18 protein-coding genes are annotated in these 23888 nt (G+C 66.7%); 3 read left to right on the top strand and 15 right to left on the bottom strand.

All coding sequences use genetic code 11. The features are described from left to right. The first annotated feature begins 218 nt into the window (after positions 1-218). On the top strand, positions 219-1100 hold the full coding sequence (locus ACFXIV_RS11070; RefSeq protein ID WP_379399498.1) for an LLM class flavin-dependent oxidoreductase: 882 nt from the start codon (positions 219-221) through the stop codon (positions 1098-1100). Between the two features lie 13 nt (positions 1101-1113). Here the strand turns inward: ACFXIV_RS11070 and ACFXIV_RS11075 are convergent, their stop codons facing one another. After that, positions 1114-1650, bottom strand: coding sequence for a CGNR zinc finger domain-containing protein (locus tag ACFXIV_RS11075; protein WP_379399499.1), 537 nt, complete (start codon positions 1648-1650; stop codon positions 1114-1116). Between the two features lie 39 nt (positions 1651-1689). Here ACFXIV_RS11075 and ACFXIV_RS11080 point away from each other — a divergent pair, with 39 nt between their 5' ends. Further along, positions 1690-2658: a DMT family transporter gene (locus ACFXIV_RS11080; RefSeq protein WP_379399500.1), complete on the top strand. Its 969-nt coding sequence runs from the start codon at positions 1690-1692 to the stop codon at positions 2656-2658. Positions 2659-2787: 129 nt separating this feature from the next. Next, positions 2788-3483, top strand: a complete 696-nt coding sequence (locus tag ACFXIV_RS11085) for a hypothetical protein (protein WP_379399501.1) — start codon at positions 2788-2790, stop codon at positions 3481-3483. A gap of 83 nt (positions 3484-3566) precedes the next feature. Here the strand turns inward: ACFXIV_RS11085 and ACFXIV_RS11090 are convergent, their stop codons facing one another. From ACFXIV_RS11090 to ACFXIV_RS11155, 14 genes are all read right to left on the bottom strand, one after another. Further along, complete coding sequence (locus ACFXIV_RS11090; protein ID WP_379399502.1) at positions 3567-4037, bottom strand: hypothetical protein; 471 nt, start codon at positions 4035-4037, stop codon at positions 3567-3569. Between the two features lie 135 nt (positions 4038-4172). Continuing rightward, a complete protein-coding gene (locus tag ACFXIV_RS11095; RefSeq protein ID WP_379399503.1) occupies positions 4173-8126 on the bottom strand; it encodes a DNA-directed RNA polymerase subunit beta' in 3954 nt (1317 codons plus the stop codon). 90 nt (positions 8127-8216) lie between these two features. Further along, positions 8217-11705 carry a DNA-directed RNA polymerase subunit beta gene (locus ACFXIV_RS11100; RefSeq protein ID WP_379399504.1) on the bottom strand — a complete coding sequence of 1163 codons (3489 nt, stop codon included), beginning with the start codon at positions 11703-11705 and terminating at the stop codon, positions 8217-8219. A 533-nt stretch (positions 11706-12238) separates the two neighbouring features. Continuing rightward, positions 12239-12991, bottom strand: coding sequence for a hypothetical protein (locus ACFXIV_RS11105; protein WP_379399505.1), 753 nt, complete (start codon positions 12989-12991; stop codon positions 12239-12241). A 12-nt stretch (positions 12992-13003) separates the two neighbouring features. Next, positions 13004-13867 (bottom strand): hypothetical protein, encoded by an 864-nt coding sequence (locus ACFXIV_RS11110; RefSeq protein ID WP_379399506.1) that lies wholly within the window; start codon positions 13865-13867, stop codon positions 13004-13006. Between the two features lie 82 nt (positions 13868-13949). Then, positions 13950-15194, bottom strand: coding sequence for an MCE family protein (locus ACFXIV_RS11115; protein ID WP_379399507.1), 1245 nt, complete (start codon positions 15192-15194; stop codon positions 13950-13952). Beyond that, a complete protein-coding gene (locus ACFXIV_RS11120; protein ID WP_379399508.1) occupies positions 15191-16432 on the bottom strand; it encodes an MCE family protein in 1242 nt (413 codons plus the stop codon). Before ACFXIV_RS11120 ends, ACFXIV_RS11115 begins: the two co-directional genes overlap by 4 nt. Then, on the bottom strand, positions 16429-17706 hold the full coding sequence (locus ACFXIV_RS11125; RefSeq protein ID WP_379399509.1) for an MCE family protein: 1278 nt from the start codon (positions 17704-17706) through the stop codon (positions 16429-16431). Before ACFXIV_RS11125 ends, ACFXIV_RS11120 begins: the two co-directional genes overlap by 4 nt. Positions 17707-17709: 3 nt before the next feature. Then, positions 17710-18717, bottom strand: a complete 1008-nt coding sequence (locus tag ACFXIV_RS11130) for an MCE family protein (protein ID WP_364625557.1) — start codon at positions 18715-18717, stop codon at positions 17710-17712. Continuing rightward, positions 18717-19793, bottom strand: a complete 1077-nt coding sequence (locus tag ACFXIV_RS11135; RefSeq protein WP_354850823.1) for an MlaD family protein — start codon at positions 19791-19793, stop codon at positions 18717-18719. Before ACFXIV_RS11135 ends, ACFXIV_RS11130 begins: the two co-directional genes overlap by 1 nt. An 8-nt stretch (positions 19794-19801) precedes the next feature. Beyond that, a complete protein-coding gene (locus tag ACFXIV_RS11140; protein ID WP_379399510.1) occupies positions 19802-21154 on the bottom strand; it encodes an MCE family protein in 1353 nt (450 codons plus the stop codon). Beyond that, positions 21151-21954 (bottom strand): MlaE family ABC transporter permease, encoded by an 804-nt coding sequence (locus ACFXIV_RS11145; protein WP_379390846.1) that lies wholly within the window; start codon positions 21952-21954, stop codon positions 21151-21153. The genes ACFXIV_RS11140 and ACFXIV_RS11145 overlap by 4 nt, the downstream gene beginning before the upstream one ends. Before the next feature lie 66 nt (positions 21955-22020). Next, positions 22021-22815: an ABC transporter permease gene (locus ACFXIV_RS11150; RefSeq protein ID WP_354850753.1), complete on the bottom strand. Its 795-nt coding sequence runs from the start codon at positions 22813-22815 to the stop codon at positions 22021-22023. A gap of 10 nt (positions 22816-22825) precedes the next feature. Continuing rightward, positions 22826-23887: an ABC transporter ATP-binding protein gene (locus tag ACFXIV_RS11155; protein ID WP_379399511.1), complete on the bottom strand. Its 1062-nt coding sequence runs from the start codon at positions 23885-23887 to the stop codon at positions 22826-22828. Position 23888: the final 1 nt, after the last annotated feature.

Here is a 23888-nt window from a genome sequence, read left to right on the forward strand (position 1 = left end):
GCGTACGGGCACGCTAGCACCATCCACCGGCCCGCCAGGGCGGCGCAGCCACACTATCGCCGAACCCCGCCCCGCGCACCCGGAGCTACCGGCCGGGTTGCGACATTGTTCGAAAGCGTCCTATATTGGCCACAATCCAAGAGATGCTCTCCAGAAGTTGTGCCGCAGAATGAGAGCATCCGCCTCCGGAGAGGCGCGGAGTGGGCGGCAGTGCAGTTGTGCCCACTCATCTCTCCATGGAGGTCATCCCCATGCACATCGGTCTCGGACTTCCCATTTCCGATCCCCACGCCCTGCTCGACTGGGCGCGCCGCGCCGACGCCGGCCCCTTCTCCACCCTCGGCCTGCTCGACCGGCTGGTCTACGACAATCCCGAACCGCTGGTCACCCTCGGCGTGCTCGCCGGCGCGACCAGCCGCGTCAAGCTGCAGACCGAGGTCCTCATCGCACCCCTGCGTGATCCCGCACTGCTCGCCAAACAGGCCGCCACCCTGGATGTGCTGTCCGGCGGGCGCTTCGTGCTCGGGCTCGGCGTGGGCGGGCGCGCCGACGACCACGAGGCCTCCGGCACCGACCTGCACACTCGCGGCCGCCGCCTCGATCAGCAGATCGGCCTCATGCGCGACCTCTGGGCGGGCAAACCGTTCAGTTCCACCTGCGGGCCCATCGGCCCCGCACCGAGCTCGCTCCCCGGCCCGGAACTGCTCTTCGGCGGCTTCCAGCCCGCGGCGCTGGAACGCGTCGGCCGCTGGGGCGGCGGCTTCCTCGCGGCCGCCGCGCCCTCCTGGGCGGGCGGGCTCTTCGACACCGTCCGCCGTTCCTGGCGCGACCACGGCCGCGCCGGCGCGCCCCGCATCGTGGCCCAGGTCAATGTCGCGCTCGGCCCGGCCGCCGTGCTCGACGACGCCCGCGCGTCCATGGGCGCGTACTACGAATTCTCCGGCCGCGCCGACTTCATGGTCGACGGCATGCTGACCACGCCCGGCGAAATCCGCGACGCCATCCGGCAATTCGGCGATCTCGGGGCGGACGAGGTGATGCTGTACTGCTACGGCCGCGACGCCGATCAGGTGGATCGGCTCGCCGACGTGATCAGCTGATCGTCCCGCGGGCTCAGCCGACCATCTTGCGAGCCCGGTAGGCCGCGACCGCATTGCGGTTGGTGCAGGCCGTGGAGCAGTAGCGGCGGGAACGGTTGCGGGACAGGTCCAGCACGATGCCCGCGCAGGTCTCGTCGGCGCAGATGGCCAGCCGGGACAGCTCGTCGGCGCGGATCAGGTCGATCATGGCCATGGCGGTCTCGACGGCCATGCGGACATCCAGCGGAGCCTCGGGCGGCACCGCGTGGATGTGGTAGTCGAGGCCGTCGTGGCGGACCAGCCGCGGCACCGCGCGATGCTCGGCCAGGATGGCATTCACCAGGTCGACCGCGATGTTGCGGTCGGCGGTGAGCAAGCGGCGCAGCGGGGCGCGCTGGGCGCGGACGGCCGTCAGCTCCGCCCGGGTGCGGGCATGGACGCCGGTGTAGCCGTGCTTGACGAAAAACTCGTCCAGCTGGGCGATCTCGGTCAGGGTGTCCGGGTCCTCGGCCGAGTTCACCAGTTCCACCGCCGCCGCCATGGCCGCCACTGTGTCATCAGCGAAAATCACTTTGACAGATTACACCCGGGCCGCTTAGCGTCATTTGTCATGGCGACTTTGACTCATGACAGGGCGGCGGTGTCGCAGCGGCTGCGCTCCGGACTGCTCTGCGCCGCGCTGTCGGCGTCCGCATTCGGGCTCTCCGGCCCGCTGGCCCGCGGGCTCATCGACGCCGGCTGGAGTCCGGCCGCCGTGGTCATCGTGCGGGTGCTACTCGGCGCGCTGGTGCTGCTGCCCGTGGCCGTGCGGCAGCTGCGCGGCGACTGGAACCTGCTGCGCCGCAATGCCGCCCTGCTCGCGGGCTACGGCCTGCTGGCCGTCGCCACCGCGCAGCTGGCCTACTTCAATGCCGTCGCGCACATGGATGTCGCGGTGGCACTGCTCATCGAATACACCGCACCCATCGCGGTGGTGGTGTGGCTGTGGCTGCGGCACAGCCAGAAGCCCGGTCGCGCAACCGTTCTCGGCGCGATCATCGGCGTGACCGGCTTGATCCTGGTGCTCGACCCGAACTCCGGGACGGCCACCAGCTGGGTCGGCATCACCTGGGCGCTGGGCGCGATGGTCGGCGCGGCAGCGTATTTCATCCTGTCGGCGCACGCCGGGGATCAGGTACCCGGCACCGTGCTGGCCACCGGCGGACTGCTGGTCGGCGGGCTCGGCATTCTGGCGGCCGGGCTGATCGGCATCGTGCCGCTGCACGCCACCACGGCGTCCGTAGCGTTCCAGGGCTTCACGGTGGACTGGTGGGCGCCGCTGCTCGCGCTCGGCGTGATCACCGCCGCCGTCTCGTACGTGACCGGCATTGCCGCCACCCGGCTGCTCGGCTCCCGGCTGGCGTCCTTCGCGGCGCTCGGCGAGGTGCTGGCCGCCATTCTGTTCTCCTGGGCGCTGCTCGGTCAGGCGCCGGCGCCGATCCAATTGCTCGGTGGCGCATTGATTCTCATCGGCGTGGTGGTGGTCCGGCTGGGCGAGCCCGCGGACGACCCACTCGCGACCGGCACGCCCCACTCCTGACACCGGCGCTGACCTGCCGATTCCATGTGTCGATTGCACTTGTGCGCCACAACCCTTCACATCTCGAGTTGATAACGGTAGTTTGTCGCAAATGTCGGGGAACCAGTCCGCAACTCGAGGAAAACCACGATGGCTATAACCAAATACATTGCGCCCGCCCTGCTTTGCCTGACCGCGACCACGGTCGCGGGCACCGCAACCGCCGAACCGGCGCAGGCTCCGGAGCAACCCGCCCTGCAGATCAAGGGCACCGATCACAACATTGGCTATGACGTGGCCCTCACCGCCGACCATCGCGCCGCCGTCAGCACCCTGCAGGCCGGGCACTTCCTCGCCACCTGGGACGGCGACGCCGTCATCGTGACCAACGACGACGGCGTCCTGGTCTCCACGGTCCCCCTGAAGTACGACATCGACGGCAAGACAGCCGAATTCACCCCGACGATCGACCAGGACAACCGCCGGCTGACCCTCACCCCCATCGCGGAATCCGACACCCCGGTCCGCGAGGTCGACGCCCAGCAGCACTTCTTCGACGTCGTCCAGGCCAACCTCCCCGCCGTAGCCACCGGCGCGGCCATCGGCGCCACCATCGGCTTCATCGCGGGCTTCCCCGTCGGCCTGTTCGTCCTCGACTTCATCACCGCTCCCCTGCTCGCCGTGGTCGGCGGCGTGGTCGGCGGCGCCATCGGGCTCCAGATGTCCGGCGGCCAGCAGGCCACCGACGCGGCCCTCAGCTACGTCGACACCCTCGCCCCCGGCACCGGCAACCTCTTCCGCCCGGTCTTCGCCGCCCTCCCCGCCGCCCCCCAACCGGCGAACTGACCCGCCCCGCAGCACAATTCGGCCCGCGCTCCTCGTCAGAGCGCGGGCCGTTCGCATTCCCGATTCACTCGAGCATTCCCGATTCACTCGAGGAAGATCATCGAGTCCACGGGCATGCTGCTGTCCCAGTGGTACCACCACACGTTCATCTCACCGGCGAGGTTGAACCGGAAGGTGTGCCCGCTGCCGGGCCCGTCGGTGATCGTCCACAACGCATTGGGCTGGGCGATCACCGTGCTGAAACTGCCGTCGGCCCAGGCGAATTGGCCCATGGACGGCGCGTCGAGACTGTTGAACGGCAATTCGGCGCTGAAATGCCCCGCCACGATGCCGGGCAGCAACGGACTGGAGCATCCCCACAGATCCGCCTCCCGCCGCACGCTCTGGCCGGCGCTGCCGGTACCGGAAATCCTGGTGCCGCTGAGCACTCCACCATGCTGACAGCCGCCCGGCCCGCCGCCCGGATCGGCCGCGGCCTGCGGCGCCCACAGGGACAGCACCGCCACCCCGAAGACCGCCGCGAAGACGCCATGACGAACACGACCAACGGACATGCCAGCTCCTCCACCGGGGGATGGGCCAAATCGCCGCAACCAGCATAAACCCGCGATACGCACCCGGACGTGAAAAGAGTTCGGCCCCCGCTCCGATCGGAGCGGGGGCCGAATTCCATTGACTGCCTACAAGGCTCAGCGGTAGTCGCTGAAGCCGTAGTCGTCCAGCGGGACCGCGGCACCGGTGGAGGTGCCGAAGCCGTCCGGGCTGTAGTAGCTCTCGTCGTAGGACGGGACAGCGTACGCGGCCTGGCGGGCCTCTTCGGTGGGCTGAACCTGGATGTTGCGGTACCGGTTGATGCCGGTACCGGCCGGGATCAGCTTACCGATGATCACGTTCTCCTTCAGGCCGATCAGCTTGTCGGAGCGGCAGTTGATCGCGGCGTCCGTGAGCACGCGGGTGGTCTCCTGGAAGGAGGCCGCCGACAGCCACGAATCGGTCGCGAGCGACGCCTTGGTGATACCCATCAGCACCGGGCGACCCGAGGCGGGCTCGCCACCCTCCGCGACCACGCGGCGGTTGGCGGACTCGAACTCGGCGCGCTCCACCAGCGAACCCGGGAGGAACTCGGTCGCACCCGAATCGATGATGGTGACGCGGCGCAGCATCTGGCGGACGATCACCTCGATGTGCTTGTCGTGGATGGACACACCCTGCGAGCGGTACACCTCCTGGACCTCGTGGACCAGGTGGACCTGCACCTGACGCGGACCCATCACGCGCAGCACCTCGTGCGGATCGGCCGAGCCCTCGAGCAGCTGCTGACCGACCTCGACGTGGTCACCGTCGGCCAGGAGACGCTCGGAGCCGTCCTCGTGCTTGAACACCCGCAGACGCTGACGCTTCGACAGCTTGTCGTACAGGACCTCGTCCGACCCGTCGTCCGGGATGATCGTGATCTTGTAGAAGCGGTCGTCGTCCTCGAGCCGCACGCGACCCGACACCTCGGCAATGGGGGCCTTGCCCTTGGGCACACGAGCCTCGAAGAGCTCCTGCACTCGGGGCAGACCACCCGTGATGTCGTCACCCGCGACACCACCCTGGTGGAAGGTACGCATGGTCAGCTGGGTACCGGGCTCACCGATGGACTGGGCGGCGACGATACCGACGGCCTCGCCGATGTCCACCAGCTTGCCGGTCGCCATCGAGCGGCCGTAGCAGGTGGCACACACGCCGGTGCCGGTGGTGCAGGTCAGCACGGAGCGGACCTTCACCTCGGTGATGCCGGCCTCGAGCAGTGCCTCCAGGGCGGGATCGCCCAGGTCGTGGCCCTTCTCGACGACGACATTGCCGTTCGCGTCCACCGCGTCGGTGGCCAGCGTACGAGCGTAGGTGCTGGTCTCCACGTGGGCGTCCCGGATGAGCGAGCCGTCGGCCTGCTTCTCCGCGATCGGCACCACGATGCCGCGCTCGGTGCCACAGTCGGTCTCGCGCACGATGACGTCCTGCGACACGTCCACCAGACGACGGGTCAGGTAACCCGAGTCGGCGGTACGAAGCGCGGTGTCGGCCAGACCCTTTCGCGCACCGTGGGTGTTGATGAAGTACTCCAGAACCGTCAAACCCTCACGGAAGGAGGACTTGATCGGCCGCGGGATGAACTCACCCTTCGGGTTGGTAACCAGACCCTTCATACCGGCGAGGGTACGAGTCTGGGTGAAGTTACCGGTCGCGCCCGAGTCGACGATCGTGATGATCGGGTTGTCGGCCGGGTAGTGCGCGCGCAGCGCCTTACCGACCTCTTCGGTCGCTTCCTGCCAGATCTTGACCAGGGCGTTGTTGCGCTCCTGGTGATCGAGCGCACCACGCTGGTACTTCTTCTCGATCTGATCCGACTGCGCCTCGTAGCGCTCCATGATCTCCGCCTTCTCCGGCGGAACGAGCACGTCCGACATGGAGACGGTGACACCGGAGCGGGTGGCCCAGTAGAAGCCGGAGTCCTTCAGCTTGTCGACAGTCTGCGCCACGACGATCATCGGGTAGCGCTCGGCGAGATCGTTGATGATCGCCGCCTGACGCTTCTTCGGCATCGGCTCGTCGATGAACGCGTAGTCCGCCGGGAGCAGGTCGTTGAAGATGACGCGGCCCAGCGTGGTCTTGGTGATCCACGCGTCGCCCCGCCGCCAGCCGTCCGGGAACAGCTCGGCCTCGACGTCCTTCGGCGGACGCTGCTCGGTCAGACGAATCTTGATCAGCGAACGCACGGTCAGCTCACCGCGGTCGACGGCCATCTGCGCCTCGGCGGGCGAGGAGTAGACGCCGAACTCGGCCTCGTCCTTGGTGGCCGCGCGGTACTCGCCCTTCGCGCCCTCTTCCAGGCGAGTCAGGTAGTACAGACCGGTCACCATGTCCAGACGCGGCATGGCGAGCGGACGACCCGACGCCGGCGACAGGATGTTGTTCGAGGACAGCATCAGGATGCGGGCCTCGGCCTGCGCCTCCGCCGACAGCGGCAGGTGCACGGCCATCTGGTCACCGTCGAAGTCGGCGTTGAACGCCTCACACACCAGCGGGTGCAGCTGGATGGCCTTACCTTCGACCAGCAGCGGCTCGAAGGCCTGGATACCCAGGCGGTGCAGGGTGGGCGCACGGTTCAGCAGCACCGGGTGCTCGGAGATGACCTCTTCGAGGACATCCCACACCTGGGGACGCTGACGCTCGACCATCCGCTTGGCGGACTTGATGTTCTGCGCGTGGTTCAGGTCGACCAGACGCTTCATGACGAACGGCTTGAACAGCTCGAGCGCCATCAGCTTGGGCAGACCACACTGGTGCAGCTTCAGCTGCGGACCGACGACGATGACCGAACGGCCGGAGTAGTCGACACGCTTACCGAGCAGGTTCTGACGGAAACGACCCTGCTTGCCCTTGAGCAGATCGCTCAGCGACTTCAGCGGGCGGTTACCCGGACCGGTGACCGGACGGCCACGACGGCCGTTGTCGAACAGCGCGTCCACCGACTCCTGAAGCATGCGCTTCTCGTTGTTGACGATGATCTCGGGCGCACCCAGATCGATCAGTCGCTTCAGCCGGTTGTTGCGGTTGATGACGCGGCGGTACAGGTCGTTCAGGTCGGAGGTCGCGAAGCGGCCACCGTCCAGCTGCACCATCGGGCGCAGCTCCGGCGGGATCACCGGCACGGCGTCGAGGACCATGCCCATCGGCGAGTTGCCGTTGGTCTGGAACGCGGCCACGACCTTCAGACGCTTCAGCGCGCGCAGCTTCTTCTGGCCCTTGCCCGTGCGAATGGTCTCGCGCAGGTTCTCGGCCTCGGCGGCGATGTCGAAGGTCTCCATGAGCTTCTGGATCGCCTCGGCACCCATGGCACCGGTGAAGTACTCGCCGTAGCGGTCCTGCAGCTCGCGGTAGATCACCTCGTCGATGATCAGCTGCTTCTTGGCCAGCTTGGTGAAGGTGGTCCAGATCTCGTCGAGCCGGTCCAGCTCACGCTGGGAGCGGTCGCGCAGCTGACGCATCTCGCGCTCGCCGCCGTCCTTGACCTTGCGGCGGACGTCGGACTTGGCGCCCTCGGCCTCCAGCTCGGCCAGGTCGGCTTCCAGCTTCTGGGCGCGGGCCTCGAGGTCGGCGTCGCGCTGATCGGCGACCGACTTCTTCTCGACCTCCATCTCCGCCTCGAGCGTGGACAGCTCGTTGTGGCGCAGCTCGTCGTCGACCGAGGTGATCACGTACGCGGCGAAGTAGATGATCTTTTCCAGATCCTTCGGCGCGAGGTCGAGCAGGTAGCCCAGGCGCGACGGCACACCCTTGAAGTACCAGATGTGGGTGACCGGGGCGGCCAGCTCGATGTGGCCCATGCGCTCACGACGCACCTTGGCACGAGTCACCTCGACACCACAGCGCTCACAGATGATGCCCTTGAAGCGGACACGCTTGTACTTACCGCAGTAGCACTCCCAGTCCCGGGTGGGACCGAAGATCTTCTCGCAGAAGAGGCCGTCCTTCTCCGGCTTCAGCGTGCGGTAGTTGATGGTCTCCGGCTTCTTGACCTCGCCGAAAGACCAGTTGCGAATGTCTTCGGCGGTCGCCAGGCCGATCCGGAGTTCATCGAAGAAGTTGACGTCTAGCACGTAACTTCCTTTCCCCTGTTCGGGTTGAGAATGAGCAAAAGTTCAAATCCGTTGCCCTGGAGCGCCTCCCGGCGCTCCAGGACCGTTCGCTCACTGCGCCAGGTCGTCGACCGTCGCAGCCTCGTTGCGGGACAGGTTGATACCCAGATTCGCCGCGGCGCGCTCCAGGTCCTCGTCGTCGCCGTCGCGCATCTCGATGGCGGCACCGTCCGAGGACAGCACCTCCACGTTCAGGCACAGCGACTGGAGCTCCTTGAGCAGAACCTTGAACGACTCCGGGATACCCGGCTCCGGAATGTTCTCGCCCTTGACGATCGCCTCGTACACCTTCACGCGGCCGACAACGTCGTCCGACTTGATGGTGAGGAGTTCCTGCAGGGTGTAGGCCGCGCCGTACGCCTGCATGGCCCAACATTCCATTTCACCGAAGCGCTGACCACCGAACTGCGCCTTACCACCCAGCGGCTGCTGCGTGATCATCGAGTACGGACCGGTCGAACGCGCGTGGATCTTGTCGTCGACCAGGTGGTGCAGCTTCAGGATGTACATGTAACCGACCGAGACCGGGTACGGGAACGGCTCGCCGGAGCGGCCGTCCAGCAGGATGGCCTTGCCGTCGTCGTTGATCATCTTCTCGCCGTCGCGGTTCGGCAGCGTCGAACCGAGCAGGCCGGTCAGCTCTTCCTCACGCGCACCGTCGAACACCGGGGTGGCGATGTTCGTGTCGGCGGGCTGGCCGATCATTTCCTCGGGCAGGTTCTTCGCCCAGTCCGGGGAACCGTCGACCTGCCAACCGGTCTTGGCGATGTAACCCAGATGGGTCTCCAGCACCTGGCCGATGTTCATACGACGCGGCACACCGTGGGTGTTCAGGATGATGTCGACCGGCGTGCCGTCGGGCAGGAACGGCATGTCCTCCTGCGGGAGGATCTTGCCGATGACACCCTTGTTGCCGTGGCGGCCGGCCAGCTTGTCGCCGTCCTGGATCTTGCGCTTCTGCGCGACGTAAACACGCACCAGCTCGTTCACGCCCGGGGGCAGATCGTCATCGTCGTCACGCGAGAACACGCGCACACCGATGACCTTGCCCGACTCACCGTGGGGCACCTTCAGCGAGGTGTCACGCACCTCACGCGCCTTCTCACCGAAGATCGCGCGCAGCAGCCGCTCCTCCGGCGTCAGCTCGGTCTCACCCTTCGGGGTGACCTTGCCGACCAGGATGTCGCCGTCACGAACCTCGGCACCGATACGCACGATGCCACGCTCGTCCAGGTCGGCCAGGACCTCGTCGGAGACGTTCGGGATGTCGCGGGTGATCTCCTCGGCACCGAGCTTGGTGTCACGAGCATCGATCTCGTGCTCCTCGATGTGGATCGAGGTCAGCACGTCGTCCTCCACGAGGCGCTGCGACAGGATGATCGCGTCCTCGTAGTTGTGACCCTCCCACGGCATGATCGCCACGAGCAGGTTCTTGCCCAGCGCCATCTCACCGTTCTCGGTGCACGGACCGTCGGCGAGCACATGCCCGGCCTCCACCCGCATACCCTCGTCCACGATCGGACGCTGGTTGGCGCAGGTGCCCTGGTTCGAACGCTCGAACTTACGCAGCCGGTACGAACGGCGAGTGCCGTCGTCGTGCATCACGGTGATGAAGTCGGCCGAAACCTCTTCCACCACACCGGCCTTCTGGTTCACGACCACGTCGCCGGCGTCGACGGCGGCGCGCAGCTCCATGCCGGTGCCGACCAGCGGCGACTCGGAACGGATCAGCGGCACGGCCTGACGCTGCATGTTCGCGCCCATGAGGGCACGGTTGGCGTCGTCGTGCTCGAGGAACGGAATCATGGCGGTCGCGACCGACACCATCTGGCGCGGCGAGACGTCCATGAAGGTCACCTCGGTCGGCGCGACGTACTCCATCTCCTCGTTGCCGCGGCGCGCGAGCACCTTGTCGTCGAGGAAGTTGCCGTCGGCGTCGACCGGAGAGTTGGCCTGCGCACGAACGTGGCGGTCCTCCTCGTCGGCGGTCAGGTACTTGACCTCATCGGTGACCCGGCCGTTCACGACCTTGCGGTACGGGGTCTCGATGAAACCGAACGGGTTGACCCGCGCGTACACCGACAGCGAGCCGATCAGGCCGATGTTCGGGCCTTCCGGGGTCTCGATCGGGCACATGCGGCCGTAGTGCGACGGGTGGACGTCACGAACTTCCAGGCCGGCGCGCTCACGGGACAGACCACCCGGGCCCAGCGCCGACAGACGACGCTTGTGGGTCAGACCCGACAGCGGGTTGTTCTGGTCCATGAACTGCGACAGCTGCGAGGTGCCGAAGAACTCCTTGATCGCCGCCACGACCGGGCGGATGTTGATCAGGGTCTGCGGGGTGATCGCCTCGACGTCCTGGGTGGTCATGCGCTCACGCACGACGCGCTCCATGCGGGACAGACCGACGCGGATCTGGTTCTGGATCAGCTCGCCAACCGTCCGCAGACGACGGTTGCCGAAGTGGTCGATGTCGTCGACGTCGACCGGGACCTCGGAGCCGCCGGGGGCCGTCATCAGACGATCGCCCTGGTGCAGGCGGACCAGGTACTCGATCGTCGCGACGATGTCTTCCTTGGTCAGCGTCGAACCGGTGACCGGCTTGTCCAGGTTCAGGCCGAGCTTCTTGTTGATCTTGTAGCGACCGACGCGAGCCAGGTCGTAGCGCTTCTCCTTGAAGAACAGGTTCTCCAGCAGGGTCTGCGCGGACTCCTTGGTCGGCGGCTCGCCCGGACGCAGCTTGCGGTAGATGTCGAGCAGCGCCTCGTCCTGACCCGGGGTGGAGTCCTTCTCGAGGGTGGACATCATGATCTCGGAGAAGCCGAAGCGCTCGGTGATCTCCTCGGTCGTCATACCCAGCGCCTTGAGCAGCACGGTGACCGGCTGACGACGCTTGCGGTCGATGCGGACGCCGACGGTGTCGCGCTTGTCCACGTCGAACTCCAGCCACGCACCGCGCGACGGGATGACACGCACGGAGTGCAGCGTCTTCTCGGTGGACTTGTCGATCGACTCGTCGAAGTACACACCCGGGGAACGGACCAGCTGCGACACGACGACGCGCTCGGTGCCGTTGATGATGAACGTGCCCTTGTCGGTCATCATCGGGAAGTCACCCATGAAGACCGTCTGAGACTTGATCTCACCGGTGTTGTTGTTGATGAACTCCGCGGTCACGAACAGCGGCGCCGCGTAGGTCATGTCCTTGTCCTTGCACTCCTCGATGGAGGCCTTGACCTCTTCGAAGCGTGGGTCGGAGAAGGACAGCGACATGGAGCCGGAGAAGTCCTCGATCGGAGACAGCTCCTCGAGCACCTCCTCGAGGCCCCCGACGGGATTTGTGACGTCGCCGCGCGCGATGGCACGCTCACGCCAGTCTGCTGAACCGACCAGCCAGGCGAACGATTCGGTTTGTAGATCGAGAAGTCCGGGAACCTCCAGGGGCTCACGAATCTTCGCGAAAGACACCCGCTTCGGGGCTCCGGGGATACCGGCCTTGGTCTGGGTGGAGACTGCCAAGATGCGTCCTTCCAGCACCTCACGCGCGTCGCGTGGTGGTCCGCGACCGTCGCTTGTCTGCTACGAATTCCGCTGGTTACGACCCGAACGAAACCCGAACAGCAAACAGCGGAAGTAACACCGGAAGGTGGAACTTTCGTGATGCGATCGAGGTATGGACAGGAGGCAGCCAGCGCAACGTCCAAAACTACACCCAAACCTACGGGGGTGTCAAAGTACCACCCGTGGCGATCCGCGGGCGGCAACTTCGCCCCGGTGTGTCCGTGTCGATATCCGGCGATCAGAACGCCGATATCACCACAGTCGAGTGACGGTCTCCACACGGTTTTCCGGCCGGGCCGCAAGTCCGCTGGCTGCGTTCGCAAGGCCCTCGCCGGCGTTCTGTCCCCTGTGACAGCCGCCGCTGTTGTGAATAGCGTGACGGGTCGGACGAAACTCGTCAAGTGGCGGCCCGAGTTGACAAATCGCGAGATCGCCTGTCCCCCTACAAGATCACCTTCCGACGTCGTGCGATGCCGGAAAGACACCGGCATGCGACGGTGGGGAGGCGCTTACTTGTCGGTGATCTCGGCGGCCAGCCAGTGACCGCCGACCTTCTGCATGCGCAGCACGATCGGACCCGAGGCGAGGGGTTCGGGCTTGCCGTCCTTGACCGCGGAGATGTTCAGATTGACCAGGAGCTCGGCACGGTCGCCCGTGAGAAGGGTCACGCCGATCGGATCGGTTTTGACGTCGGTGTCGGTCTGGGTCTGCTTGATGGTCTCGACCGTGGTGTCGACGTACTTGGCGAAGTCCTTCTGCATCTTGTCGGTGAGCACCGAGTTGACCGAGGCCTTCCACTTGTCGATCTCGGCGGCCTTGTAGCCGTAGAGCGTGGTCAGCGCGTGGTCGCCGGCGGCCTTCACCTCGTCGGTGGCCTTGTTGTCGACGTAGGCCAGATTGCCCGAGTCCGAATCGGGCTTGCTCACCCAGTGGTGCACGGCACCGGTGATCGCGAAGGCCAGCAGTAGCGCGGAGAGCGCTGCGCACACCGTGGCGACACCCCAGTTACGCCAAAATCCGCCCTGGCCGGTCGGCTTGGAATACTGTTGCGGGGCACTGTCTTTGGACAGACCCGGACCGCGCGGCGGGGTGGTGCGCGACGCGGTCCGATCCGAACGCTCGGAGGTGGACCGGGCGCTCGTGGTCTTCCGCTCGGTGCTCCCGGCCTGGACGTCGGCGGCGGTGGTGCGCGACGCGGTGCCGCGCTGGGCGGCCGGGCGGCGCGGGGTGACGCGGTTGACGGGTCGTTTCCGGTTGGCCATGGTCACTCCCTCCTAGTTGCCCGGCTTGGGGGTGGGCTGGGTCGAAGTCGGCTGCTGGGGCGCGTCCTGCTGCGGCGCGGCCGAGCCCAGGGGCACCGGCTCGCCGAGGTTCTGTGCCTTCTCGGCCTTCCAGGTGCTGCCGACCTTGACCAGGTCGAGGGTCCACAGCTGGCGGAAGGACGCGGGCTGGCCACCGGGCCAGCTGCGGGTGATCTTCAGGACCGCGAAGGCGGAGGCATGGTCGAGCTCGCTGTTGAGCGCGGTGACCGTGATGCCCTCGACGGTGGCCCCGATGCGGGTCTTGGAGTCCTGGGCGGTCTGCTTGAGCTGGTCCTGCCCGTCCTCCTGCTGCTTGAGCAGCTCGCCGGTCATGGATGACCGGATGTTCGCCAGCGACCCGTCGATATCGTCCGGGTTGATGGACATGAGGTTGACGGCGGCCTGGCGGGCGTCGGTCAGGACGGCGTCGCGGGCATCGGCCCGGGAGCTGTCCTTGGCGTCACCGAACCAGATGAATCCGACCACGGCGGCGGCGATCACGGACACCACCAGCAGGGCGGCCGCGCCGACGGTGACGAGCTTCCGCGGGTCCGAGCCGGCGGCACCGGGCGTCGGCGGCAGCTCGGCGACCTGCTCAGCGGGCTCGTCCGGCACAGCGGCCGGCTCAGTAGGTTCGTCCGGCGCAGTGGGCTCGTCCGGCACGGTGGTGGATTCGGCCGACTCCGGTACGGCGGTCGACTCGGCCGACTCCGTCTCGGATGCGGCCGGCTCCGGCGCGACGTCCGCCAAGGACGCGTCCGGGGTTGTTTCGGGAACCGGCGGGGTTGCCGGCTTCTCGAGGTTCGCCCCCGATTCGCTGTCCTTGTGCTGACTCACGCCGCCACCATACTTTCCTCTCTTCGCGCCCTGGTCGGGACTGTGTGCCATCTCGCTGCCCGGAGCGTGCCGGGCAGCTCGGTCAGTGCTTGGGCGTGACGCCCATGAGCGTGGCCAGCTGGGTGGCCACCGGGTTCAGGTTGAGCTTGTCCGGGTCGTACTTCGGCTTGTCGTCCCAGGGCTGCCCGACGCTGGGGTCGGCCAGCTCCGCGCGACTCGCGCCGCGGACGTCGGTCTCGCTGCCCTGCGGCACCGTGCACCCGGCTTGGGTATTGAGCGGGAAGTCGTCGCGGGTGTCGTCGAAGTTGGGGTTCTGGGCCTTCATCTGGTCCAGAATCCGTTGTGTGCCTTCGTATCCCACCGTGCAGGCGGGCGGGTTGTTGGTCTCCAGCACCAGGCCGAAGTGGGTGGTGCCGTCACCGGGTGCGGTGGACGAGCCACCCAGCGGCAGCAGCGGCAGCATCTGCAGCACCGGGCCGAGGGCGTAGAACTTCGGCGAGATGGCCAGCAGCAGGGTGCGCAGGTTGGTGAGGTCCTTGGTCAGGGCCGGGCCGCTCTCCTGCAGCAGGCGCTGGATCGCGGAGCCCGCGTCGGTACCGGTGCCGATGAGGCGGCGGATATCCGGGTCGTTGGACTTCAGCTGCGCGGTGAGCTTGTCGAGGCCGTCGCTGAACTGCAGGATCGCCGGGGACTGCTCGGCCTGGGTGCCCAGTACGGTGTGGGCCGAGCGGATCAGGGCCAGGGTCTGCTGCAGGTTGTCACCGCTGGCGGTGGCGCTGAACTTGTTGAGCGAGTCGACCAGGATCTTGAGGTCGTCGCCCTTGCCGTCGAACGCCTTGCCCAGCTCGGTGATGGTGGTGGACAGCGCCTTCAGGTCGGTGGTGCTGGCGAAGTGGTCCACGCTGGTGAGCAGCTCCTCGACGTGGACGGGCAGCTGCGCGCCGACGATGACCGAGCCGTCCTTCAGGTACGGCCCGCCGTCGCTGGTGGGCTGCAGGTCCACGTACTGCTCACCGATGGCGGAGCGGTCGGCCACCACCGCCTTGGCATTGGCCGGGACCTTGGGCTTGCCGGAGTTCATCTCCAGGGTGATGAGCACGCCGTCGGGGGTGACGTCGAGGTCGCCGACCCGGCCCACGGGGACACCGCGGTAGGTGACCTCCGCGCCCTTGGACAGGTTGCCGGTTTCGGCGGCCTCCACTTTCACCTTGTACAGCCCGAAGCCGAGCATATTGTCCAGCCGCACGTACTTGGCGCCGACGAACACGACGCCGAGCACCGCGATGACCGCGAAGGCGATCAGCTGATTACGCACCAGACGAGTCATCGCGGACCACCCACTCCCAGCTGCTCGAGAATCGATCCCAGCGGATCGGTCGGTCCCGGCTGCCCGATCGGCCGCGCCACGGTGGGCGGCAGCGGCAGCAGCGAGACGGTCGGCCAGCCGCCGCGCGGCCCGTTGCCGTTGTAGTACGGGTTGGTCGGATCCACGTTGACCTGGCGGCCCGCGGGCGGCAGGTACTGCGGATCCTGTTTGCCCACACCGAGATTCGACAGCAGGGTGCCGATCTGCAGGTCCACCGAGAGCCAGGTGTTGACCTGGCCGCCGAACGCGGACTTGATGGCCTCGTCCGGGAACGGGTAGGTCGGGATGAGCGGGAACGCGGTCACCAGGTCACCCGCCGACGAGCCCAGCGCCTGCAGCGTGGGCCGCAGCGAGGACAGGTCGGTGATCAGGTTGTCCTTGGACTTGTTCAGCACGTCGAATCCGGCCTGCCCCACCCGATCCAGCTGGCCCAGCAGCTGAATCAGCTGTGGCCGTTGCTCGTTGAGGATCTTGATGCCGCCGGGCAGCTCGTCGAGGATCTTGGAGATCTGGGTGGTCTGCTGCCCCACCCGGCTGGTCAGCGTGTCGAGGCTGTCCAGCGCGCGGGTGATGTTGTCGACCTGGTCGTCGAGGCCCTTGATCAGGGTGTTGGCCTGGCTCAGCAGGTCCCGGACCTTGCCTTCGCGGCCGCCCAGAGTCTTGTTGAGCTCCACCACGATCGGCTGCAGCTGCGCCACGCCGCCGCCATTGAGCAGCAGCGACAGCGCGCCCAGCACCTGCTCCACCTCGGTGGCGGTGCGGGTGTTCTCGACCGGGATCTTGGCGCCGTCCTTCAGCCGCGCGGAATCGGCATCCTTTGCGGGAGCGGACAGTTCGATGTACTTCTCACCCAGCAGGTTGGTCTGCTTGACCTCGGCGTGGGCATTGGCGGGCAGGTTCACCCTGTCGTCGACGAGCACCTGCACGCTGGCTTCCCAGGCGTTGTCGGGGGCGATGCGGATCTTGTCGACCCGGCCCACCGCGACACCGTCCACCTTCACCGACGACTGCGGGACCAGGTCCAGCACGTCGGAGAAGCGGATGTCGAGGTGCAGCGGGTGCTTGCCGATGCTCGGGCCGCCGGGCAGCGGAATGCTGTCCGCGCCGCAGCCGGCCGCCATCAGCGTCACCGCGCCCAGCGAGGTGGCCAGGAGGGCGATGCGCCGGACCCGGCCGCCGCGAATCCGGTTGGCGCTCATCGCTGCCCACCTTCCTGCTGCGACGGCGGCAGCTGGTCGGACGGAGTGCCGGGGACGGTGCCGGGGACCGGGTTGTGCTGCTCGTTCTCGCCGCTGAGGATGCCGAAGGGCAACACCAGCGAGGGTGTCTTCACGCCCGCGGTGAGCTGATCGGTGATCATCTTGCAGTTGTTCAGGATCGGCTGCAGCTGACGCGAGATGGCGTCGAACTTGGGGTCGCCGGGACGCAGCTTGCCCAGGTCCAGCATCTTGCAGATGACGCCGAACGGATCCTGCAGGTCGGTGAAGTTGGGACGCATGTCGAGCGTGCCGGTCTCACCGTTGTGCACGTTGATCAGGTTGCTCAGCGCGGTCGGGATGAGCGGCAGCGCCTTGGCCAGATCGTCGCGCTGGTCGGCGAGGGTCTGGGTGAGCTTGGTCAGCGCATCGGCATTGGACTGCACCAGGTCCCGGTTGTTGTCGATGAACCGGGCCACGTCGCCGAGCGCGACCGACAACAGGTTCAGCGCCTGGCCGAGGGTCTGGCGCTCGTCGGACAGGAACCCGGCCAGCGAGGCCAGCTGGGTGTTGAAGGTCCGCACCTGCGCGTCGTTGTCGGCCAGCGTCTGCACGAAGGTCTGCAGGTTCTTGACCGTGTCGAAAATGTCGGTGCGCGAATCGGAGAGCACGTGCGCGGCCTTGGACAGCTGGGTGAAGCTGTTGCCCAGCGCGTCGCCGTTGCCGGCGAGGTTCGCCGCGCCGGTGCGCACCAGCTGGTTCAGTGCGCCTTCACCGGTGGCGCCGTCGGGCTTGTTGGCGCCCTCCGGGCCGAGTGCCTTCGACAGTTCGGTGATGCTGTTGTAGAGCCGGTCCACCTCGACCGGGGTCGCGGTGCGATCCTTCGGAATGGTGGCGTTGCGGGCCATCTTCGGTCCGCCCTTGTAGGCGGGCGCGAGCTGGATGTACCGGTCCGACACCACCGAGGGGGTGATCTGGGCGGCCTTGGCGTCGGCGGGGATGTCGTAGCTGCGGTCGACCTTCATGACGACCTTGACCACGTCGCCCTGCGGGTCCACCGAATCCACCCGGCCCACCGGCACGCCCAGGACGCGCACGTCGGAACCCTTGTAGATGCCGATGGACTTGTCGAAGTACGCGGTGATGGTGGTGGTGTTGAGCCGATCGAAGCTCCACCACGCGACGCCCGCGAGCACCACCGCCAGGACGGTCACTCCGGCGATGATCTTGCTCTTGGTGCTGGTGCCACGCAGGGCGGTCAGCGGGTTGCTCGCCACGAGTTAACCTCCCATCTTTCGGATCGGCTGGCGGTCACCCGGGATGTCCGGCAGCGCGGGCGGAATCAGGTTCGTGATGACCGCGTCGAACCAGCGGCCGTTGCCCAGCACGTTGGAGTAGAGCCCGTAGAAGGGCGCGGCCAGCGTGAGGGTCTTGGACAGGTCGGCCTGGTGATCGTTGAGCAGGTCGATGGTCTTGTTGAGGTTGGTCAGCGCCGGGCCGATCTGGGCCTCGTTGTCCTTGACCAGCGCGGTCAGTTCCGCCGCAACGGTTTTCGCGCCGGTGAGCAGCTGGTGGATGGCCTGCTGGCGCACGTTCAGCTCGGCCAGCAGCTCGCCGCCGTTGGAGATGAGCCGCTCGAACTCCTGGTTGCGGTCGGCCAGCACCTTGGTGGTGGTCTTGGTGGCCGCGAACAGCTTCTTGAGCTGATCGTCACGCTTGGCCAGCGTCTCCGAGAGCCGGGCGACGCCGTCGATGGAGCTGCGCAGTTCCGGCGGGGTGGCCGAGAAGGCGTCCGACAGCACGGTGAAGCTCTTCGCCAGCTGCGCGGTGTCGGTCTGCTCGATGTTCTTGGCGGCGTCGCTGAACGCGTCCACCACGTCGTAGGGAGACACGGTGCGCGAGAGCGGGATCCGGTCCGAGGGGTTCAGGACCTTGGTGCCCTTGGGATCCAGCGCCAGGTACTTCTGCCCGAGCAGGGTCTTGATCTGGATCGAGGCGGTGGACTCGTCCCCGATCCAGGCGTCCTGGGTGCGGAAGTCCACCAGCACCTTGTCGCCGTCGAGGCGGACATCGGACACCGCGCCGACCTTGACGCCGGCGATGCGCACCTCGTTGCCCTTCTTCAGGCCCGCGGCCTCGGAGAACTCGGCGGTGTACTTGATGCCGGCGCCGATGATCGGCAGTTTGTCGAGGTTGAACGCGGACAGGGTCACCAGCAGCACCAGGATCAGGCCCAGCCCACCCATGAACGCCGGACTGCGCTTGCCCAATACAGCGCGGTCGTCCATCAGCGGCCTCCCTTCCCATGGCAGCGCGGGGCCGGATTCGTGTAGATCGGCTGGTTCACAGTCGGCATGTTCTGCAGTGCGGGCGGGAAGTTCAGCTGCGGCGCGTCCTTGGTGCCCGGTCCGGCGACGATGTCGATGCCGCACAAATAGAACTGGAACCAGGAGCCGTAGGACGCCGCGCGACCGAGCTTCTCCATCTTGATGGGCAGGTTGGTCAGGCCCTCGTCGACCTCGTCCTTGCGGTCGTTGAGAGTGCCGGTGAGCTGGTTCAGACCGGCGATGGCGCCCTGCAGGTTCGGCCGCACCGGGACCAGCAGGTCGGCGGTGGCCGAGGCCAGGTTGCCGAGCGAGGTGACCGCCGAGCCGATGGTGCCGCGATCGGCGTTCAGCCCGGTGACCAGCGCCTCGGTATTGACGATCAGCTGGTCGAGCTGGTCGCCGCGCGAATTGATGCTGTCCAGCACGGCATTCAGGTTCTTGATCAGCTCACCGATCACCGCGTCCTTGTCGGCCACCTTGTTGGTGAGGGAGGCGGTATTGGCCACCAGGTCCGCGATGGTGCCGGATTCGCCCTGGAAGACCTGGATGATCTCGGACGACAGCTTGTTGACGTCCTCGGGGGTGAGCGTCTGGAACAGCGGTCGGAAGCCGTTGAACAGCTCGGTCAGGTTGACCGCCGGCTTGGTGCGCTCCAGCGGGATGGTCGAGCCCTTGTTCATCTTGCGGCCCTGCTGCCCGGTGCCCTGCTCCAGCGCAATGTAGCGCTGGCCCACCAGGTTCCGGTACTTGATGGTCGCGGTGGTGGAGGCGGGCAGCCAATCCCGGTCGGTCAGTTCGAATTCCACATTGGCCAGGCGCTTGTCCACGATGGACACATTGGTCACCTTGCCCACCCGGACACCGGCCACACGTACCTCGTCGCCTTTGTTCAGGGAGGTCACATCGGTGAACCGGGCATTGAACTTGGTACCGCCGCCACCGTAGTTGGCGATGGTCAGCGCCAGCACACCCGTCAGGAAGACCGTGACGAGAATGAAGGCGATCAATTTGGTCAGCGTCGGCCCGAGGCCGCGCAGCAGATCCTTCACTTGACGCTCACCTCACTGCCACGGAAGGCCGGGGCGGCGATCTTGGTCACCCAGGTGGGCACCTGTTCGGGCGAAACTCCGTGTGCCGCACCGTAGATCGCGCCCAGGGCCTGGGCCTCCTGCGGCGAGTAGGCGGTGGTCGGCGCCTGCGGGCCGTACACCTTGTACTGCGGCTCCGGCATGCGGCCGATGTTCTGGTCACCCGGATTACGGCTCGGCGGCTGGTAGGAACCGTCATTGGCGGAACCGTCGGTGTACTGGCCCGGGTCGGTGAACGGCGGGTACATGGGAACACACAGCGGCCCACGCGGATCGAACCAGCGCGGCTCGTCCTGGTTGGGCACGTAGCGGCCGCGCGGATTCACGATCTGGATGGTCACGCGCGAGCCCGGCAGGTTGGTGCCCTTGCCGAAGATCTGGTCGATGCGCGGCTTCAGCTCCGCGAAACCGGCCAGCGCGCAGCTGTAGCTGGGCGAGTACTTGGCCAGCGCCTCCAGCGCGGGCCGCGAGTCCGCCGCCACGTCGATGATGTTGTCGCGGTTGGCCACCAGGAAGTCGGCGGTGGTCGAGGCGCTCGGGGTCAGCGTCGCCAGCAGGGTGTCGACCTGCGAACGCTTCTGCACGATGGTGGCATTGGTGGTGCGCAGGTTGTCCAGCGCGGACACCAGCTCGGGCGCGGCATCGGCGTAGGTGGTCGCCACGTCGGCCAGGCTCTTCAGATCCTGTTGCAGCGTCGGCATTTCACCGTTGACCTGGGTGACGATGTCGTCGAGCCGGTCGATGGTCCTGCCCAGCTCCTCGCCCTGCCCCTGCAGCGCATTGGACAGCGCGCCCAGCGTGGAGGACAGGTACTGCGGCGGAATCGCCTGCAGCAGCGGCAGGATGTGGTCCAGCAGCTGGCTCACCTCGACGGCGTTGCCGCTGGTGTCCTGGTGCAGGGTCACGCCCGCGGTGAGATGGCCCTGCGGGCTCTCCGGCCACACCAGGTCGATGTAGCGCTCACCGAACAGCGTCTTGGGCAGCAGGCGGGCCGTCACATTGGACGGAATCCTGTCGGCCTTGCCCGGATCGATGGCCAGATCCAGCGTGACGTTCTTGCCGTCGTAGGAGCTCGACCGCAGCTCGCCGACCGTGACGCCGCGGACCTTCACATCCGCGTTGCGGGTCAGCGCGTTTCCGACGGTGTCGGTGATCAGGTTGACCCGGACGGTGTCCACGAACTGCTTGTTGTAGATGGCGATGGTGGTCCACAGGAACAGCGCCACCAGCACGAAGAACAGCACGCCGAGGGTACGGCTGCGCAGTTTCTCGGTGGAACGCCAGAACTGCACGCGCTGCGGGTCGCTCATCCGGCCACCCGCACCGTCGTGGTCGTGCCCCAGATCGCCAGGGACAGGAAGAAATCGAGCACGTTGATCAGCACGATGGCGGCGCGCACCGCGCGGCCCACGGCCACACCCACGCCCGCAGGACCGCCGCTGGCGTTGTAACCGTAGTAGCAGTGCACCAGGATGATCACGAACGCGAAGATGAGCACCTTCACGAAGGAATAGAGCACGTCCTCCGGTGGCAGGAACAGACTGAAGTAGTGGTCATAGGAACCACTGGACTGCCCGTTGAAGTAGATGCTGATCATCCGCGAGGCCAGGTAGGTGCCCAGCAGGCCGACCACGTACAGCGGAATCACGGCGAGGAAGCCGGCGATGGCGCGCGTGGTCACCAGGAAGGGCACCGACGGCACCGCCATCACCTCGAGCGCGTCGATCTCCTCGGAGATCCGCATGGCGCCCAGCTGCGCGGTGAAACCACAGCCGACCGTCGCCGACAGTGCCAGTGCCGCGACCAGTGGCGCGAGCTCGCGGGTATTGATGTACCCGGTCAGGAAGCCGGTGAGGACACCGGAGCCCAGGGCGTCGAGGGCCTTGAAGCCCTGCAGGCCGACGACCACACCGACCGAGGCCGACATGAACACGATGACGCCGATGGTGCCGCCGATGACCGCGAGGGCGCCCGATCCGAAGGTCACCTCGGCCAGCAGCCGCATGACCTCCTTGCGGAAGTGCACGATCGTCTTCGGGATCGCGCCGATCGCCCGGGAGTAGAACGACATCTGATCGCCGGCCTTGTCGACCAGGTCGACCGGCGCCATGAGCACGGGTCTGACCCGGCGCGCCGACCGGGAGAAGACGGTGGTGCGCTGCGAAACAACCATGGATCACGCGCCCTTTGCGGGGACGACCTGAAGGTAGATCAGGGTGAGGATCAGATTCAGGAAGAACAGAACGAGGAACGTGATCACCACGGATTGGTTCACCGCGTCACCCACTCCTTTCGGTCCCCCCTTCGGATGCAGGCCCTTGTAGGCGGCGATCACGCCCGCCACCACGCCGAAGATCAGGGCCTTGATCTCGCCGATGACCAGGTCGGGGATCTGCGCGAGGGCGGAGAAGGACGCGAGGTACGCGCCCGGGGTGCCGCCCTGCAGCCCGACGTTGAAGAAGTAGCCGCCGCAGATGCCGACGACCGAGACCAGGCCGTTGAGCAGGAAGGCCACCAGCATCATGCCCAGCACACGCGGAACCACGAGGCGCTGGATGGGATCGATGCCGAGGACCTCCATGGCGTCGATCTCCTCGCGAATGGTGCGCGAGCCGAGATCGGCGGCCACGGCCGAGCCGGCGGCGCCGGCGATGATCAGCGCGGTGACGACCGGTGCAGCCTGCTGCACGGTGGCCAGCACACTGGTCGCGCCGGTGAAGTTCTCCGCCCCCAGCTGCTTGATGAGCGAGCCGGTCTGCAGGGCCACCACGGCGCCGAACGGGATTGCCACCAGAGCGGCGGGGAGGATCGAGACACTCGCGATGAACCACGACTGTTCGATGAACTCCCGCCACTGGAAGGGCCGGCGGAACGTCTTCCGGAACACGTCCAGGAAGAGTGCGAATATGTTGCCGGCCTGGGCAAGTCCCGACTCGACCGGGGTGCGCAGTCGTGTCAGGGTGGGATTCACGCCGCGTATGTTACCCGTTAGTCAGGTTCTGTCGAACCGTGGAGTCGTACCCGCCTTGATATGCGGGCATCACCTGTGTATCGGAATCATCGCCGTTCCCCGCCATGGACTCTCGGATGGCTTCCTGAGCGGCCGGGGGCAGCGTGTGCATGATCTGACGGACCCGCTCGCGCCGCCGGTGCACGGCGCCACGGATCGGCATGCCCGGCGTGGCGCGCATCTGCGGGATGATGCCCTCGATCTCCTCCGCGCCACCCGCGTGGTGACCCGAGTCGAACATGGCCTGCTCGCGGGCCATCTGGGCTTCGTCCTTCTCCTCGGACATACCGATCGGGCCCTGCATACGGCCGTTGAGGAACTGCTTGACCACCGGCTCCTCCGAGGTGAGCAGCACCTCGCGGGGGCCGAACATGACCAGGTTGCGGCGGAACAGCATGCCGATGTTGTCCGGCACGCTACGGGCCAGGTTGATGTTGTGCGTGACGATCAGGATCGTCGCGTCGATCTGCGCGTTGATATCGATCAACAGCTGCGAAAGATAGGTGGTGCGAACCGGATCCAGACCCGAGTCCGGCTCGTCGACCAGGATGATCTGCGGGTCCAGCACCAGCGCGCGGGCCAGGCCGGCACGCTTGCGCATACCACCGGAGATCTCACCGGGCAGCTTGCCCTCGGCGCCGAGCAGACCGGTCAGCTCGAGCTTCTCCATGACGATCTTCTTGATCTCGGATTCGCTCTTCTTGGTGTGCTCGCGCAACGGGAAGGCCGTGTTGTCGAACAGGTTCATCGACCCGAACAGCGCGCCGTCCTGGAACAGGACACCGAACAGCTTGCGGATCTCGTAGAGATCCTTGTTCGAGCAGGTGGTGATGTCGGTGCCGTCGATGTAGATCGAGCCCTTCTCCGGGCGCAGCAGACCGATCAACGACTTCAGGAAGACCGACTTACCGGTACCGGACGGGCCGAGCAATGCGCTGACTTCCCCCGGCGGCAGCGTCAGCGTGACGTCCTGCCAAATACGCTGCGAACCGAACGACTTCGTGATGCCTTCGGTTCTGACCTCGACGCCCACG

The organism is Nocardia sp. NPDC059236, assembly GCF_042754085.1.
Taxonomy (GTDB): domain Bacteria; phylum Actinomycetota; class Actinomycetes; order Mycobacteriales; family Mycobacteriaceae; genus Nocardia.

What these genes read in the sequence shown, in the direction of transcription:
- ACFXIV_RS11080 (WP_379399500.1), top strand. Translation starts at nt 1,690, where the DNA reads ATGGCGACTTTGACTCATGACAGGGCGGCGGTGTCGCAGCGGCTGCGC.
- ACFXIV_RS11085 (WP_379399501.1), top strand. Translation starts at nt 2,788, where the DNA reads ATGGCTATAACCAAATACATTGCGCCCGCCCTGCTTTGCCTGACCGCG.
- ACFXIV_RS11090 (WP_379399502.1), bottom strand. Translation starts at nt 4,037, where the DNA reads ATGTCCGTTGGTCGTGTTCGTCATGGCGTCTTCGCGGCGGTCTTCGGG.
- ACFXIV_RS11105 (WP_379399505.1), bottom strand. Translation starts at nt 12,991, where the DNA reads ATGGCCAACCGGAAACGACCCGTCAACCGCGTCACCCCGCGCCGCCCG.
- ACFXIV_RS11115 (WP_379399507.1), bottom strand. Translation starts at nt 15,194, where the DNA reads ATGACTCGTCTGGTGCGTAATCAGCTGATCGCCTTCGCGGTCATCGCG.
- ACFXIV_RS11120 (WP_379399508.1), bottom strand. Translation starts at nt 16,432, where the DNA reads ATGAGCGCCAACCGGATTCGCGGCGGCCGGGTCCGGCGCATCGCCCTC.
- ACFXIV_RS11130 (WP_364625557.1), bottom strand. Translation starts at nt 18,717, where the DNA reads ATGGACGACCGCGCTGTATTGGGCAAGCGCAGTCCGGCGTTCATGGGT.
- ACFXIV_RS11140 (WP_379399510.1), bottom strand. Translation starts at nt 21,154, where the DNA reads ATGAGCGACCCGCAGCGCGTGCAGTTCTGGCGTTCCACCGAGAAACTG.
- ACFXIV_RS11145 (WP_379390846.1), bottom strand. Translation starts at nt 21,954, where the DNA reads ATGGCGCCGGTCGACCTGGTCGACAAGGCCGGCGATCAGATGTCGTTC.